The following is a 15,432-nucleotide window of genomic DNA, read 5'->3' as shown; positions in this document are numbered from 1 at the left end:
CGGGGACCGGGCGTGCTTCACAGACCGTGCTGGTCGAGGAGTCGCATCAGGTTGCGTTTGCGCTTCTGGTCGGCGCGGAGGGCGGTGAGGTACGTGGTGAACTCGTTCTGGGTGCCCAGGCGGCGGTGGCAGTCGCGGATGCTCAGCAGCAGGCTGGTCAACTGCTCGTAGACCGCGTTGCCTGTCTGCTCCGTGAGCGGTTCGATCAGGCGCAGATAGACACGAAGCGCGTCGGCGGGGCGGGTGGGGCGGGCCTGGTCGGCGAGCGTGAGCCACTGTTGGTCGTCGGCGCCGGTCTCGGTGGCGGCCTCCCAGGCGGCGTCGGTGTCCTTGTCGTCGAGCAGGGCGGCGATCAGGGCCGATCCGCCGTGCCGAGAGTGCTGTTGCTGCTCCGCGTCGGCACGCAGGAGGGCCAGCGCCGCCTCACGCTCGGCCGCCCAGCAGTCCGCGGCTCGGGCGGCGGCTCGCAGTTGCTGGTACGTGAGCAGGGTGCGGCGGGCGCCGAAGTGGTCGCGGCGCAGGGCCACGGCGTCGGGGAGCCGGTCCGCCTGCGCGTAGCGGTCGCAGAGGTAGTCGACGAGGGCAGTGTCGACGGCGGCGAGGTCGCGGGCGTCGTGGATGCCGCGTTCCGCCCAGCGCAGGGCCTCGTCGGGGCGCCGCGCGGTGTCCAGCTCGTGGGCGATGACCAGGTGCGTGTGTCCGTTCGGTGAGAGGTCGGCCGCATGCACGGCGATCACCGCCTCGACGTCGCCGCCCGCCTTGGCCAGACGCTCCATGAGGTACTTCTCCGCCCAGCCGCGGCGGTTGCCCCGCCACGCCTCGACCACCAGCTTCCGTAGGACGGCCATCCCCTCTTCGCCGAGGAGGTCCTCGTAGTCGAGCGGATCGATGTCCGTAAGGCCGTCATCACAGTTGCCCAGCGCATGGCCGACCAGCCAGCGCGCGAGCTCCTCCGGCCCGGGGCGTGCCGCACGGCACGCTTCCAGGTGGACCTGGGCAAGGTCCGCACCGACCTCCCCAAGCCATCCGTCCGAGTCGTCGACGCTCTCCACCGCGTCGGCCAGCAGCCTCATCGCCTCGCGCGCCAAGGTGACCGCGTCCTCGGCCCGGCCGGATCCGGTGAGAGCGCCGATCGCGGACACCGCCTGCCCGGCCTGGTCGGCATAGGCGCGGGCATCGGCATACTCGACGTACCCGTACTGCGCGAACGGTGAGATGTCCAGCAGATCGCGGATACGGGCCCGGACCCCGGCGAGGTCGCCGCGAGCGCTCGCGGCCCGAAGCTCCAGACGGCGCCGTAACTGCCGGTCCTCGCCGACTTGTTCCCGCACCAGAGCGAGCAACTCGTCCTTGGTCAGGCCGGCCAGCCACCCGTCAAGGTTCTGCGCACGGTCCCGGGCCGCCTTCCGCTGCCGCGGAAGGCTCTCCCGTTGGGCGAGCACGGTCAGACCGAGGGCGACCAGATGCTTGCAGAAGTTGCCCTCCATGCCGTACGGGCAGTCACACTCACCGGAAAGCCCGCCAGGCCCGTCCAGCGCCAACTCCACCTCGTACCGCTCCGTGCCGTGGACACTCGCGGTAACCCAGCCGTCACCGACCTCGACTCCGGACACCGCGTCCAGGTAGCCGAGCCCGCGCTGGTAGGAACGGGGGCCGGCCAACGTCCGCAGAGTCGACTCGCTGAACCCTTTCATGGCCTTCCTTCTGCTCTCGTGCCGTCTGCCGACCCCGGCATCCGCCCTCTGGGTCGCCTGCCCACCGCTCCCCCGGTTACTGCCACGCGCGGACCAGGTCCTCCGGGCCCCAGTGCGCCGCGAGCGGCAGGTTGTCCTCGGTGCCGCAGCGTGAGACAGCGACGAGCGGGGTGTCCGGTTCGGCGCCGGGTACCGCGAGCATGTCCCGGGCCAGGGCGTCGTACTCGCGGCGGCCGAACGGATGAGACTCCAGCCACTTGATGGAGCCGATGAAGTGGACCGCCCCCGCGACCGGTTCGCGGTCGGCACCGATCAGGTCGATCTCGGGGTTGTTCTGCCGGTTCCACCAGCCGCCGACCGCTTCCGTGTGGGGCCATCTGCCATCAGGGAGCAGGCGCAGCAGCGACTCGCGGATGACCGGCTCGACCGCACGTCCTCGCCACGTGGTCCAGGACCGCTCGATGCGCTCCAGGGCCAGATCGCCGCGGCCGCGTTCGATGAGCGGGATTCCCCGCTGCAGGAAGGCCAGCCAGAAACGAAGGTACGGGTCGGCGATCCGGTAGCGCTTGTTCTTGGTTTCGGCCTTGACGGAGAGCGGCAGGTCGGTGGCCAGGATGCGCTTGGCCTGCAGGGTGTGCAGCAAGGGCGACAGGGTCCCGGAGGGCAGGGCACCCGCGCCTCCGGCCTGCGCGGCGATGGTGGAGAAAGTCCGCTCGCCGCTGCCGACCGCCTCCAGCACCGCTCGCGAATGCGAGGCTTCGGGGAACTCGCCCAGGAGTGAGAGTTCGCCTGCCACCAGGAGCGGCGACAGAGGGTTGGCCACGGCCTCGCGCAGAAAGTCCGTACGGCCCATTCCCGGTCGCCACGACTGGACGATCTCGGGGAAGCCCCCCGTGATCAGGAGCGCGTCCACCGCGTCCGCCGCGCCCAGAGAGGTCATGGCCTGCACATCGGCCAGGTGCAGCGGACGTACGGTCATCTTCGCGGCCCGGCCGAAGAACGGACGGCCGTACGACTGCAGCGCCTCCATCACCGACATGTCGCTGCCCACCAGGATCAGCAGCACCGGCTTGGCGGACAGGTGACGGTCCCAGACCGTCTGGAGCGCCCCTTCGAATTCCTGGTCCTGCTCCACCAGCCACGGCACTTCGTCGATCACCGCGACGCTCGGGGCATCGTCCGGAACCGCGACGGCCAGGGACCGCAGCGCCTGGTTCCAGTCCGCGGCGTGCAGCCCGGCCACCAGTTCCGCCCCGGGCAGCGCGGACTGCGCGAGCGCCGCGGAGAAGTCCGCCCGCTCGGCGACGGCGTTACGGCCCCGGGTCGCCTGGAAGACCACGTACGGAACGCCGGACCGGTCGCAGAACTCCTGGACCAGCCGAGACTTCCCCACCCGACGCCGCCCCGTCATGATCACAGCCTGGCCCCGGGTGGCTCCCGCGCCCCCGGTCACAACGCCAAGTTGCCTGGTCAGGAGATCGAGGTCAGTAGCCCTGCCCTTGAAGTCCATCCCTGCCGTACCTCCGACCGACCGGTATCAAACATAGATTCGATCTTACGTAGATTGAATCTTACTTAGATGCTAGCTCGCGTCTTCGGGCGCCGCAGGCGACTCCAGCATCGGTCGGGGGTCCGACAGGCACCCTGCCCCTGAAATCGAGAAACGCCAGGGCGGGCAGGGGAGCCGCGAGGGGCGGCTCCCGTACGCAGCGGTCGAAGCACCGATCGGCTACGCGCTCGCTCGATTCACCGGGACGACCCTTTGGATCACCAGTTCCCCGCCCACCAATGGGTCGCTTCGCCCGCGATGTACGGGGTTCTTCGCCGCCCGCCGCACTCACCGCCATGTCACGAATCGCCGCCGCATTCGCCAATGAAACGCGATGATCTGACCAAAATACCGCAAGAGGGCACAACAGCGTCCCACCACTGGATATCCCCGCCGTCTTCCTGCCGAAGTTCACGGATCAGGCCGATCCTCGCCGGTCATACCCCGTGGTGCGGGGCCCGCAGTGGGACGAGGAGCAAAGGTGCCCTGCTCTTCCGGCTCGGTTGTCGGTTCCCTGAGGACGCCGGCCTTCGCGGAGATGTCGCGCAGGAGCGCGTCCCGCAGGGTGTGCAGCGTCGCGATCTTGGCGACAAGGAGTCGCGCCAAGGCGTGCAGGGGATCGGCCATCGTGTGGAAGTCGGTGCGCGTGAACCGGTCCGGCCAGGTGACCTCCAGGCGCTTGAGGGCGCGGGCGGAGATTTCCCTGCCGTTCTGGCCCTGCGCCAGCCGCGTGATGTCGCTGCTCCTGCTCCTGAGTTCGTGGAGCAGCCACCAACCGTCCTCGTCCTCATGAGGTCGTACGGCCACGACGCCTCTGAGAGGTGTTGCTGGTCGGCTCGGCACAGCGATGTGTGCGCCGTCGGAGCGAGTACTCAGCATCAGGGTGCCGGGCGGATGTGCGTCGCCGCCGCCCGCCGGCCTACTCAGACGGAACGTGTGGACGTGGGGCACAGGGAGGTCGTAGAGATCTCTGGGGGCGATTACATCGGTTACCTCGGTGGTGGGTTCTGTGGGCAACGGGGGAAGCGAGCGTTCGGAACCTTTGCCCGTCTTTGGTGTGGCGACCTTCGCAAGCGGTCGTGTCTCCCACGGCGGAAGCGCCGACGCCCAGTCGTCATGGAGAGCGTCGGCCAGTTCCACCGCCTTGCGGGCGGTCTCCTGATAGAGGGCGGTCATCCCCTCGATGAGGCCGAAGGCCCGGTGGTATGTGGTGACGACGTCTGGCGGAGGCAGCGGAAACAGCATGCGGTCGAGGGTGCCGAGGCTGATGGTGGGCTCGACATGTGCCGTCACGTCCTCGTCGATATGAGCCTTCGCCGTGGGTGTCTGTAGCCAGATACGCAGCCACCGCGCTATGTGCGGCTCAGCTCGGATGATGCCGATCGACCTGGTTGCTGTACATCCCGCGTGCTCGGCAGTGACCAGTGCGGAATCGCCCACCCGCCGGACGAGTACGACGGCCAGGTCGCCCTCCTTGAGGGTTGCCCTGCTGGGCGCGGAATTGCCCGGCCGACCCTCCTTGGCCCTGGGCGAGAGGATCCTGCCGTTCTGGACGAACGTCGAGCTGACGACTCCTGCGGTCTGTTCGGCGGCCGCGTCGTCGAGGAAACCGGAAGTGGTGGAGATGCGCCCGCGGAACCGCTCGATTTTGACGGAGGTCGTCTGCCAAGCCGTTTTACCCGAGGCGACCTGGTCGGCATTGGCTTCCATCAGATCTCCTCCAAGACGTCCAGCAGTCGGAGTTCCAGGTCGCGCATCTGCTCGAACTGATCGGCCAGTTCGAGCTTGAGCTGCTCGACCCGGCTCCGTGTGTCCCGCTCGGGCCTGGGAGGCTCCACAGCGTACGAGGTCGGCATCAGGCTGTACTCGCGATCGGCGATCTCCTCGGTGGAGCAGCTTCGGGACCAGCCGGCCGCGTCGTGGTACGGCGCGACCGCAGCACCGTTCTCGGAGAGGCCACGCCAGGCCGCCAGGGTGGCCAGGATCGATGCCGTGTTCTTGTCGCCCAGCCTCCGTGCTCTCGAATCCGGGACCGGTTCGAAGGCTCGCCGCGCGTTGACGAACAGCACCTGCCGGCGACGGTCCAGGGCACCCCAACCGGGGCGCGCGCTCTTGTCCCTGTTGAGCACCCACAGACAGGCGGGGGCTTTGGCGTGACCGAACACGCGAGGTGGCAGAGCGATCACGCACTCGACGAGATCGTCGCGAAGGAGGCGTTCGCGGAGCCTTCGGGGGACGGGCTGTCTGCTGGTGGCCACGCTGTCGGCCATCAGGAAGACAGCCCGTCCGGCTGGAGCCAGCGCGTGCGCGATGTGCTGAATCCACGCGGAGTTGCCGGACCCTCGGGATGGCGGTCCTTCCGGCCACCGGGGATCGACAGGGACCGGGCGGCCCGACCAGCGGGAGCCCTGATCCGTCTTGTCCTCCGGCGCCCAGTCGCGCTGGTTGAAGGGAAGGTTGGCCAGGATGATGTCGTAGGGCTCGGGTTCGGGCTCCGCCAGGCTGTCCCCGGGCGGGAAGACGTGAGCCGTGATCCCCCGCACGGCGAAGTTCATGCGGGCCACCTGCGAGGTGTGGGCGTGCTGTTCCTTTCCATGCAAGGACATGGCCGGGTTCAGCTCGACGCGTTCGCGGACATAGCGGTGACTCTCGACGAGCAGCCCCCCTGAACCGCAGACCGGGTCCAGCACCCTGTGCCCGTCGCGGGGGACGGCCGCACCGACCATCAGACGCGCCATGTCACCCGGTGTGAAGTAGTGGCTGCCGTCTGCCTGGCCCGCCGAGAGATCACGGAGGCAGTGGTCGAGCAGGGGCCCGACCCGCTGGATGGAGCCGATGGCCTGGACGAGAGCGTGCAGTGGTCCTTCGGAACCAGGGGGCGGAACGGGCATCAGGCTCCTCGTGTCCACGTCCGCGCTCTGTTCGTCGGCCGCGGGAAGCCAGTGGCTCAGACACTTGCTCACGGCCGCGCGGATACCCGAACCGCGCCCTGCCGGCTGACCCAGCAACCACGACCATGTCGGTACGCCGGTGCCGGGAGTGGCGTGCGCGGTCCGGCTCAGGTACAGCAGCCCGAGGACGAGGCGAGTCGCATCATGGGTGTTCATCAGTCGCGAGAGATGCGTGCGGTGTCGGCGCACCTTCGCGAGCACTTCGTCGAGAGAGGAGGGACTCTCGGCCTGCACGTGTCCTCCAAGGGCACCCACGTCACTCACGAGCCCACCACACCCAGGGCGCCCATGACCACGATAAGGAGCGTCAGGGAGCCGGCGAAGGTCAATGCTCCGGCCTTGAAGGCCGCCGTGGGACGCCCTCCCTCGACGACGGTCACGACGCTGCCGGCCAGAGCGGCGACAAGCGCCGCGAGGACCGCGATGATCACGTACATCAGCCTCAGCTGCACGGGTTTCCTTCCTGAGGTCGGGGGATCTCCCAGTGGACGAGCGAGCCGGTGATCCCGGGCTTCAGGAAGGACAGTAGAAGACGTAGGCCACGCGCTGCGGGGTGCACGCCGTTTGGGATTTCCGTGGGAACGCGCCCGGAGTTCCAGCACTTTCATCGAGTGCACGTTGTTTGGGATTCAAGACAGCGAGTCGGTGAGGCGGTGTGTCCGGGCCTGCGACTCACGATCCGATCGGGTAGGCGAAAAGCCCTGACCCAGATCAGTCGGCGCTCTGCGCAGGTACTGCGTCCAGGACACCTCGACGATGCCGTCATCTGTCGACGTACTCGCTTGAGTCGGCGGCGTCAAGGGCGGCCCCGGCCGTCACGCCTGGGCGGAATCACCGCTCTGGTCCGGCGGGATGCCGTCTCTTAAGGGGCCCTTCGGCTGCTATGCCGACTCTCCGGCGTCACGCCGAGAGGCCGCGTGGCATTTTCGGCCGGCGCCGGCGGTGCCGGCTATCACGTATACGCAGACGACGAGCGGACCGCCGTCCTCGCTGGTGAGAACGGCGTTCAGCTCGCCGAGTTCATCGGTGCGGTTGACGAATCCGCGTACGTCGGCCGGTAACTGGCGTGGAGTGGGGCTGGAGGAGCCGCCCCGATCCGGGCCGCCCTGCGTGTGGAAGTGGATGCCTCCATGGACATTCCTCGCCTGGACGACGTCCCGTGAGGACCCCGACAGCTCGGAATGGGTGCTGCCGGAGTGCTCGTCCCCTCCGCCTGGCGCTGTGATCGGCCTACTCCCTTCCTGGGCTCGACGTGGGGGGACCAGGGGCGCCACCTCACGGTCGAAGTAGGAGATCACGTCTTCACCCACCGCGTAGAGCGCCTTGATCTAGTTCTCCCAGCGCGTCACAAGATCAGGGTCGGTGTAGCGGATCGCGCCGTTCGCGGCTCCTGTCTCGGTGTACAGGACCTGGAAGAGGGGGCGGCCGCCGAGGACGACCACTTCGGGGAGCGGGTGGGTGCTCTCCGAAGGGGCCACCTGTTCGGCGGGGACGATCCTGATCCGTTGGCCGTACTGTGCGCGCTGCCGCTGGGAGTGGAGTTCCCACTGCACATACGGTGTCAGCGGCTGCTCGACCACCCGCACACGGTGAAAGGCATAACCCCTGCGCGCCTCCTCCTCAGCGGCCGCGGCAAGGGTGTCGCGCCGGTCGGCGAGTAGGCGCAGCGCCTCGTCCCAGTCGCCCCGGCGCAGGGCGTCCCGACTCGGGCTGCCCTGCTCCTCGAAGAGTTGCCGACGCTCCAGCTTCCAGGAACTCCCGTTGCGGACCGCGTCCTCCCGTTCCCGGAAATCCTGCTTGTAGGCGGTCCGGGTGAGTCGTTCGCCCTGCTCGGGCACGAGGGGCAGGGGCGAGGAGATCAAGCATCGGGGATGTCCTTCTTGGCCGCGCTGAGCATGTTCCCTGGGATGACGACCAGCCGTTCGTCCGGAGCGAGGTTCACGCCGTGCGGCAGTCGGGCGCGGTAGGCGGCTGTCAGATCCCTGCCGATCACAGCGACATCGCCATTGTCGAGCTGCCAGAGGTCCGGGCACTCGTCATTGCCGTCGGAGTTGCCCAGCTCTTCGGCCGATCTCCCCAGCCGACGCTCGAATAACGCGGATGGGTCAGCCTCCCAGGCACGGGCCATGTATGCCTCCGGTCGACGCGGTCGAGCTGCCGGATGCACAGTGTAGCCAGGGATGTACGCAAAGGTGAGTGCGTTGCGCAGGCCATGACTGAAGGAGCGCGTCGCCGTCGTCCCGAAGGTGCTGCGGCCCGGCCCGCCTCCTCCGCGGCACCGCACCTCGGCCACCTGGCAACCGCCTCACGCGTCCGCAGCAGGGCCAGCACGTGCCGTCGGCCCGGGGCACCCGGTGAGGGTTCAGAACAGACGAACGGGAACCGTCCGGGCGGGTCTTGGCGTGTTCCTGGCTGGCTGGGGGGCCGGCTCTCGCGGGCGTGAGGCGAGGGGTCGAATCAGTCGGATCCGGGGGGTAACGATGACATTCGACAGCGAATGGGCGGAGCTCGTATCCGCCGCGAAGGAACAGCAGTCGGTCGGGATGCGGCTCAATCGGGCCGAGCCGGGGTCGGGGGGCTCTGGGAAGGATCACGATCTTGTGGTCCATCAAGACGATCTCGGAGCGGTGGGGCACGAGGCCTTCGAATTGCATGGGGTGCTGCGCAAGAAGGCCGACATCGCCGGGGCGGGCATCGACAAGAGCGGGGCGGGCTCGACCGCTCAGGCCGCCAAAGAGATGTCGGGGCACCGGCTCACCATGGGCGATGAGCTGTACACCACGCTCGAGGTCTGGGGGACGCAGGTCAAGACGGTTCTGCAGATGTGCGCGCACATCTCCAACCATCTGGACTACTCGAAGAAGGCCCACGCGAAAGACGACGAGGAGATCGCGGCGTCGCTGCGCCATCGGAACGGGGCAGCGGTGTCGGTGTCGGAGATAGCGAAGTACGTCAAATAACGGGGGGACGTAAACCGTGGGAGGGTTCTCGTACTCGGACCTCATGTCGTTGGATCCGGGGAAGCTGGGCACCGCCGTCAGCGACTGGAAGACGATGGTCGGTGACCTGGACACGCTCAGGACCAGCGTCTACAGCGGCTTGGTGCAGAAATCCGACGCGGCCCGATGGCAGGGGGTCAACGCCGGGGTCACCAAGGAGTTCGTACGCAGCACGGCCAAGGAGTTCCTCGATCTGCACGCGGAGGCGCAGAGCATCTACAACGTCCTCCAGGACGCGCACACCGAGTTGACGGGCATCCAGAAGCGGGCCAAGGCGCTGACGGAGGAGGCGCGCCGGGGAAACCCGTCGATGGAGCCGCCGGATCCCGGGCTGGTCGCGTCGGACGGGGGCGAGGGGACGGTGAAGGTGCAGATCGCGAACATGTGCACCACGAAGGACACTCCGCAGCGCACGCTGGACCTGATGAAGTGGTACGCCGACACACTCACCGGTCTGGTGTCGCACGCCTCGGAGATCGATGCCGCCGTCACGCAGGCGCTGCGGAAGAGCCACGGTGGGGATCCGAACAACGCGGGTCACGCCACCTACACATCGCTCGACGAGGAACAGCTGCCGCGTGCCACCCAGTTGGCCTCGCTCGGCAAGGACGCGAACGACAAGCAGCGGGCCGAGTTGCGGAGGCTGTGGGAGTCGCTGAGCCCGGAGGCGCGGGCCACGCTGTGGCAGGGGCACAAGGATGATCTGCTGGCGGCGGGGCTGCTGAGTCCTACGGTCAAGCGGGCGGCGCCGGATGTGGGGTCGGGGCCGCACGGTGCCGAGTCCCCCGGTGCGGCGGAGCGGCGTACCAGGGAGAAGATGAACCTGCTGGCCGAGGGCGCGGACTGGCAGGGGATGAATGACGCCTCGCGCCACATGGCACATTATCTGGGCAATAGCGGCGACCCGGTGAAACTTCCGGTGGACAAGATGCTCTGGGACGACGAGGGGTTCAGGAATCACATCGATCAGAGCATCAGGCAGAACCAGGACGAATGGCGCAAGCAGGCGCTGGAGGAGTTCAAGAGAAACGGCGGCAGGCCGGTCGCCATGCCCGTGGAGAGCAGAAACCACGACTACAGCTTCGACCAGGGCACAGACCCGAACTGGTTCTACGCGGTGGGCTCCACCAGGTCGAATGTCACCGGGGTGGTCACGGTCGTGCCGGACGCCGACGGCCGGCCCAAGGTGGGCCTCGACTACCAGGTCAACGCCTGGGACCGGTACAACTGGGACGAGGGCAAGGGCGTGAGTATCGGCCCCTTGGACATCCCCGACGGCCAGCCCGCCCGCCTGCACAAGACGGGGCTCGCCCAGGAGTTCGACATGTCGGGCAGCAGCTCGGTCAAGCACTACGATCTGGGCGCGTCGGTCCCGAACAACGAGCCGCTCCCGGGCCCCGATGAGCCGGGGCGCGAGGGCGGACGCACGGACCCGGGACGGGAGCAGCAGCGCAACAATGGCCGTTGAGCCGCACCCCTCAGACCCCATCGGGAGCCAGCAGTGCGCCATCGACTTCTCGTGGCCGGAGGAGCGGTTCTCGCGGCCGTCGCCGCGGCCGTCGCGGCGTTCGCCTTCCTCGGGAGCGACGCGCTGTCCGACCGGGCGGAGCAGGACAGGAAGTGCTGCTGGAAGCGGGGCGCCACGCCCGGCTGGATGAGCGGGACGATGGGCCTGCGCATCCCGGCGGCGGCCTCGGACCGGCGGGCCGGGTACAAGGCGGGTTCGCGTTACGACGTCGGGGTCCTGGCCTTCACGCTGCCCAGCCGGGAGGCGGACGCGTACCTCTCCCGGCTGGTGCCGGAGGACGAGGAGATGGTCGCCAACCTCCATCCTGCGCGGAAGGGGTACGAACCGATGGCGCCCTTCGGGCATCTGGGACTCCCGGAGCCCGAGACCCTGGTCAAGGGCGTGCGGCGGATCGGTCTCTGCCCCGACGGCCTGACCTCCCCCGAGGGGAAGCACCTCCGCTACTGCGTCGACCTCTTCGCCCATGAGTTCACCCCGGGCAGCACACGCGTCTACGTCCGTTCGACGATCGAGCCCGGTGTGACGCCGCCGGCCTCGAAGGGGTCCGGCGAGTAGCGCAGGCACTCACCTCCGGGAGCCGCCGACGCGGTTTGCTCGAAGGTTCCTCCGGCTCCGGGCGAACGTTTACCGCGGCTGCTCCGTCACCAGGGAAACGAGGAGGGGGCCGCGCATGCCTGGATGGCGCAGAGCGAGACCGGTCGGGCCGGACGAGTCGTCGCCACTGACCGAGCCGGAGTACGTCCAGCGGGTGCGCGCGATGCTCGTTCTGGGCGGGGTGCCCTGGGATCAGCTCGACGACGGGGTGCAGCAAGTCAGGCTGAAGCTGCTGGAGGAGCGGGCCAAGCCCGGGCAGCCGGAGATCCGCGAGCCGATGGCTTGGCTGACGGCGGTCGCGTCCCGGGTCGCGGTCGACTGGCACCGGGCCAGGACCAGGGACGCCGGCCTGCGCGCGCGGCTGGCCGCGCGCTGGTCGCGGCGTCCTCCGGTGGAACACCCCGAAGAGCGTCGCGTCCTCGCGCTGGCGGTGGCCAACGGGCTCGAAGGGCTGTCCGCCGTGCAGCGGCAGGTGCTGACGCTGCGTTACTACGCGGATCTGCCCGTGCGTGACATCGCGAGGCTGCTGGACGTGCCGGAGGGCACTGTGAAGAGCCGACTGCACAGCGCGGTGGCCGCGCTGCGGAAGCAACTCCGGGACCTGGAGGTGATCTGAGATGGCCGACACCACTGACGCGACAGAGCTGACCGAATCGGAGGAGAGCGACCTGCGGGTGGCGCTGAGAATGATCGGGGAGGAGGCCGGCCGGGCCGACACACCTCCGGGGCCCGCCCCTCGCACTGTGGGGTGGCGGCGCCGCGCCACGGTCGGAGGTGTCCTCGCGACCGCGGCGGCGGTGGCCATCGGGGCGCTGACCATCGGGGTGCTGACGCTCGTGTCGACGGACGGTCGCTCGGCCAGGTCGGCCGGCGGCGCCGACGGGCAGGGCCTGACGGGTGTCGAGACAGTCGCCTGCGCCCGGTTCGCCGTCGAGGGTGAGGTGGTCGCGGTACGGGACACCTCGCGGCCCCACCAGGTCGTCGTGACCTTGGCCGTATGGGACTGGATCAAACCCGCGCAGGGAGCGAAGGAGGTCGACATCAACACCGTCGACCCCGAGTGGTTGGAAGAGAAGCCCTTCAGGGCGGGCGAACATCTGGTGCTCGTGGACATGGGCCGTCCCGATGGGGAGGTGGTCGCCGACCGGGGTGCCGACGTCAAGATGGTGCGGGACCTCTTCAAGCGCGAACTGCCCAAGGCGGCGAAGACCGAGTGCCCGGCCTTCTGGCGGGACCAGGACGCGGGCAGCACCACCCCGTCGGACAGCTGATCGGCAACCGACGGAGCCCACCGTGCGCGCCCCGCCGCACGTTCACGCGTCGAGTCCTCCCCACTTCACGAGCCGGCTCGCGACGACGTCGCGCCGGATCTCGTTGGTGCGCACGCGGCGGCCGGTGCCGGAAATCCATCATGGATAATCATGGCGAGCGGAGTGCACCCCCGTTCGGGCCGGACCCCACCCGCCGTGGAGGTCGTCGCCCGCGAGCTGGAGCGCCAGGTCCGCGCGGCGGTGGCCCGGGGCGACTGGCTCTCCGCCCGGCCCCAGCCCGCCGAGCCTGCCCAGTCCGCCCAGCCCGCCGAGACCGCCACCGCCGAGACCGGGTGAGCCGCGCCGGCCCCGTACGTACCCTCACACCTGTACGCCCGCACCTCCGAAGGACCGCCTTGACCGACACCGACCCGCCGCCGCACACCTTCGCCCGCGCCGCGGACGGCACCGCGCTCGCCTGCCAGCTCCGGGGCCGCGGCTTCCCGCTCCTGCTCCTCGCCGGGCAGGCGAACAACCACCGCTGGTGGGACGGCATACGCGAGGACTTCCACGCCACCCACAGCACCGTCACCCTCGACTACCGGGGCACCGGAGCCAGCGACAAGCCCGAAGCGGGCTACTCCACACCGGAGTTCGCCGAGGACGCGATCGCCGTGCTCGACCACCTGGGCATCGAGCGCGCCGACGTCTACGGCACCTCCATGGGCGGACGGGTCGCCCAATGGGTCGCCGCCCGGCATCCCGGGCGGGTCCGGCGCCTGGTGCTCGGCTGTACGACGCCCGGCGGGCCGCACGCCGTCGAGCGGGACGCGTCGGTACGGCGGGCCCTCGCCCAGCCCGACCCGGAAGCCGCCCGGCAGGCGCTGATCGACCTCATGTACTCCCCCGCCTGGCGGGCGGAACACCCCGGCCCGTACACCACCCTCGGCGACCCCGCCATGCCCCCGCACGCCCGCCGCGGCCACCTGCTGGCCAGCAACCGGCACGACGCCTGGGACGCCCTCCCGACGATCAGCGCGCCCACCCTCGTCCTCCACGGCGACCAGGACCGGATGGCCCCGCCGGACAACCTCGCCCTGCTCGCCGCCCGCATCCCCGGCGCCCGTACGCACCTCTTCGCCGGCGCCCGGCACGCCTACTTCGAGGAGTGCCGGCCCGAGGCGAGCGCCCTCGTCTCGGCGTTTCTGGCAGACTGAGGCAGAGGGCGCCTCCACGCCCGGTGAACCCCTGCCGCCGCTGTGGCAGGGGGTCTGCTTCCTCCGCTGGCCCGCCCCACGGCCTGAACGCACCCACCGCGCCCCGCTATTCGGCCCATCAGGCCCAATAGATCTATCCGACCCAATAGGCCTATCAGGCCCAACAGGGCTATCAGGACTATCCGCCCCCGGGCATTCCTTCCGAACGGCAGCGTCTACGCTGTGGCGGCCACAACCGATCTTCGCTTGTCCCCGCCAACCGAGGATCTCGCCATTTGGCAAAAGACACACGCGTCCGCCCCGGGCGCCGGGCGAATAGAGTCCCGATGGAATTCGATCTTGTAAGGGCCCGCGCCGATACGCCGGGCGTGGCACATGTCGTGCATTTGAACAACGCGGGCGCCAGTCTCACACCCCGCGTGGTGACCGAGGCGATGACCCGGCACCTGGAGCTGGAAAGCAGAATCGGCGCGTACGAGGCCGCCGAGCGGGCTCAGGACTCCATCGACCACGCGCACGAGGCCATCGCGACACTCATCAATGCGAAGCGCCAGGAAATCGCCATATTGGACAGCGCCACCCGGGCCTGGGGCATGGCCGTGGCCGGCATTCCCTTCCGGGCGGGCGACCGCATTCTGGCCTCGCCCGTCGAATACGGCAGCAATCACATCCTGCTGGTGCATCTCGCCGAACGGCTCGGGGTGTCGCTGGAGTTCTTACCTCTCGACGCGAACGGGCTGGTGGACGTCGCGGAACTGGAGAACCGGCTCGACGAGCGGGTCAAGCTCATAGCGATGGCGCACGTCCCGATGCACGACGGGCTCGTCAATCCGGTGGCCGAGGTCGGCGCGCTGGCCCGTGGGTCCGGTGCGCTGTTCATCGTGGACGCGTGCCAGTCGGCCGGGCATCTGCCGGTGGATGTCCGGCGCATCGGGTGCGATCTGCTGGTCGGCAGCGGACGCAAGTTCCTGCGCGGGCCGCGCGGCACCGGCTTCCTGTACGTACGTCAGGCGGTGGCGAGCCGGCTCACCCCGGCGGTGCTCGGTCTCGACGGGGTCAGCTGGCATTCCGGCACGTACCATCTCGCGCCCGGTGCCCCGCGCTTCGAGACGTGGGAGGTCGACGCCGCCGCCCGGATCGGCCTCGGGGTGGCGGTCGACTACGCGCTCCAGTGGGGGGTGGAGCGCACATGGCGGCGTGTTCGCCACCTCGCGGCCGGGCTGCGCGAGCGGCTGGCCGCGGTGCCCGGGGTGCGGGTGGAGGACCGGGGGGTGGAGCGGTGCGGCAACGTGGCCGTCACCTTCCGGGACCTCGATCCCTTCGACGTCCGGGCGGAGTTGCTGCGGCGCGGCATCAACACCTGGGTGTGCCTGGACAACGCCGCATGCCATGACATGCAGCTCAGGGGGCTTTCCCGGCTGCTCCGCGTCTCCGTGCACTACTACAACACGGAGGAGGAGGTGGAGCGGCTCTGCTCGGCGCTCGAAGCGCTGACCTCGGGGAGGGCCGCCGGGAGGACGGCGGGGGTGTTCGCATGAGGCCTTCACCTGAGGCCCGCCCCGGTGAGGAGGACGGCCGGCACTCACCCCCGGCCGTCCTCCTCACCGAGGCGGGCCGCGGGGACTCACCCCCGGCCGCCCTCCCCGCCGG

General features: G+C 69.4%; 15 protein-coding genes. 8 read left to right on the top strand and 7 right to left on the bottom strand.

Annotation, left to right across the window (positions count from 1 at the left end):
* Nucleotides 1–17: 17 nt before the first annotated feature.
* The 7 genes from ABFY07_RS14885 to ABFY07_RS14855 all read right to left on the bottom strand — a co-directional run bounded on the left by ABFY07_RS14885 (nucleotide 18) and on the right by ABFY07_RS14855 (nucleotide 8,322).
* Nucleotides 18–1,694 carry an SWIM zinc finger family protein gene (locus tag ABFY07_RS14885; RefSeq protein ID WP_346174963.1) on the bottom strand — a complete coding sequence of 559 codons (1,677 nt, stop codon included), beginning with the start codon at nucleotides 1,692–1,694 and terminating at the stop codon, nucleotides 18–20.
* Between the two features lie 76 nt (nucleotides 1,695–1,770).
* Nucleotides 1,771–3,204 carry an ATP-binding protein gene (locus tag ABFY07_RS14880; protein WP_346174962.1) on the bottom strand — a complete coding sequence of 478 codons (1,434 nt, stop codon included), beginning with the start codon at nucleotides 3,202–3,204 and terminating at the stop codon, nucleotides 1,771–1,773.
* 450 nt (nucleotides 3,205–3,654) lie between these two features.
* On the bottom strand, nucleotides 3,655–4,953 hold the full coding sequence (locus tag ABFY07_RS14875; RefSeq protein WP_346174961.1) for a restriction endonuclease subunit S domain-containing protein: 1,299 nt from the start codon (nucleotides 4,951–4,953) through the stop codon (nucleotides 3,655–3,657).
* Nucleotides 4,953–6,206 (bottom strand): N-6 DNA methylase, encoded by a 1,254-nt coding sequence (locus ABFY07_RS14870; RefSeq protein WP_346174960.1) that lies wholly within the window; start codon nucleotides 6,204–6,206, stop codon nucleotides 4,953–4,955. The genes ABFY07_RS14875 and ABFY07_RS14870 overlap by 1 nt, the downstream gene beginning before the upstream one ends.
* A 248-nt stretch (nucleotides 6,207–6,454) precedes the next feature.
* Complete coding sequence (locus ABFY07_RS14865) at nucleotides 6,455–6,646, bottom strand: hypothetical protein (protein WP_346174959.1); 192 nt, start codon at nucleotides 6,644–6,646, stop codon at nucleotides 6,455–6,457.
* An 876-nt stretch (nucleotides 6,647–7,522) separates the two neighbouring features.
* Nucleotides 7,523–8,056, bottom strand: coding sequence for a DUF6879 family protein (locus tag ABFY07_RS14860; protein WP_346174958.1), 534 nt, complete (start codon nucleotides 8,054–8,056; stop codon nucleotides 7,523–7,525).
* The gene (locus ABFY07_RS14855) at nucleotides 8,053–8,322 is read right to left on the bottom strand and encodes a hypothetical protein (protein WP_346174957.1); all 270 of its coding nucleotides are present in this window, start codon (nucleotides 8,320–8,322) and stop codon (nucleotides 8,053–8,055) included. The genes ABFY07_RS14860 and ABFY07_RS14855 overlap by 4 nt, the downstream gene beginning before the upstream one ends.
* Before the next feature lie 352 nt (nucleotides 8,323–8,674).
* On the opposite strand from ABFY07_RS14855, the gene ABFY07_RS14850 reads away from it, so the two are divergent.
* The 8 genes from ABFY07_RS14850 to ABFY07_RS14815 all read left to right on the top strand — a co-directional run bounded on the left by ABFY07_RS14850 (nucleotide 8,675) and on the right by ABFY07_RS14815 (nucleotide 15,320).
* Nucleotides 8,675–9,154 carry a hypothetical protein gene (locus tag ABFY07_RS14850; RefSeq protein WP_346174956.1) on the top strand — a complete coding sequence of 160 codons (480 nt, stop codon included), beginning with the start codon at nucleotides 8,675–8,677 and terminating at the stop codon, nucleotides 9,152–9,154.
* 43 nt (nucleotides 9,155–9,197) lie between these two features.
* Complete coding sequence (locus tag ABFY07_RS14845) at nucleotides 9,198–10,661, top strand: hypothetical protein (RefSeq protein ID WP_346174955.1); 1,464 nt, start codon at nucleotides 9,198–9,200, stop codon at nucleotides 10,659–10,661.
* 33 nt (nucleotides 10,662–10,694) lie between these two features.
* Entirely contained in the window at nucleotides 10,695–11,276 is a 582-nt protein-coding gene (locus ABFY07_RS14840) for a hypothetical protein (protein WP_346174954.1), read from the top strand.
* 115 nt (nucleotides 11,277–11,391) lie between these two features.
* Complete coding sequence (locus ABFY07_RS14835; protein WP_428836929.1) at nucleotides 11,392–11,931, top strand: RNA polymerase sigma factor; 540 nt, start codon at nucleotides 11,392–11,394, stop codon at nucleotides 11,929–11,931.
* A gap of 1 nt (nucleotide 11,932) precedes the next feature.
* Complete coding sequence (locus ABFY07_RS14830; protein ID WP_346174953.1) at nucleotides 11,933–12,586, top strand: hypothetical protein; 654 nt, start codon at nucleotides 11,933–11,935, stop codon at nucleotides 12,584–12,586.
* 150 nt (nucleotides 12,587–12,736) lie between these two features.
* Nucleotides 12,737–12,922 (top strand): hypothetical protein, encoded by a 186-nt coding sequence (locus ABFY07_RS14825; RefSeq protein WP_346174952.1) that lies wholly within the window; start codon nucleotides 12,737–12,739, stop codon nucleotides 12,920–12,922.
* Nucleotides 12,923–12,981: 59 nt separating this feature from the next.
* Complete coding sequence (locus tag ABFY07_RS14820; RefSeq protein WP_346174951.1) at nucleotides 12,982–13,782, top strand: alpha/beta fold hydrolase; 801 nt, start codon at nucleotides 12,982–12,984, stop codon at nucleotides 13,780–13,782.
* Nucleotides 13,783–14,108: 326 nt separating this feature from the next.
* Nucleotides 14,109–15,320 carry an aminotransferase class V-fold PLP-dependent enzyme gene (locus tag ABFY07_RS14815; protein WP_346175058.1) on the top strand — a complete coding sequence of 404 codons (1,212 nt, stop codon included), beginning with the start codon at nucleotides 14,109–14,111 and terminating at the stop codon, nucleotides 15,318–15,320.
* The last annotated feature ends 112 nt before the right edge of the window (nucleotides 15,321–15,432 follow it).

Source organism: Streptomyces sparsogenes subsp. cuspidosporus (assembly GCF_039532705.1).
GTDB classification, from domain to species: domain Bacteria; phylum Actinomycetota; class Actinomycetes; order Streptomycetales; family Streptomycetaceae; genus Streptomyces; species Streptomyces sparsogenes.
Note: the sequence above shows the minus strand (reverse complement) of the source record. Positions and strands in the feature narration are given on the sequence as shown.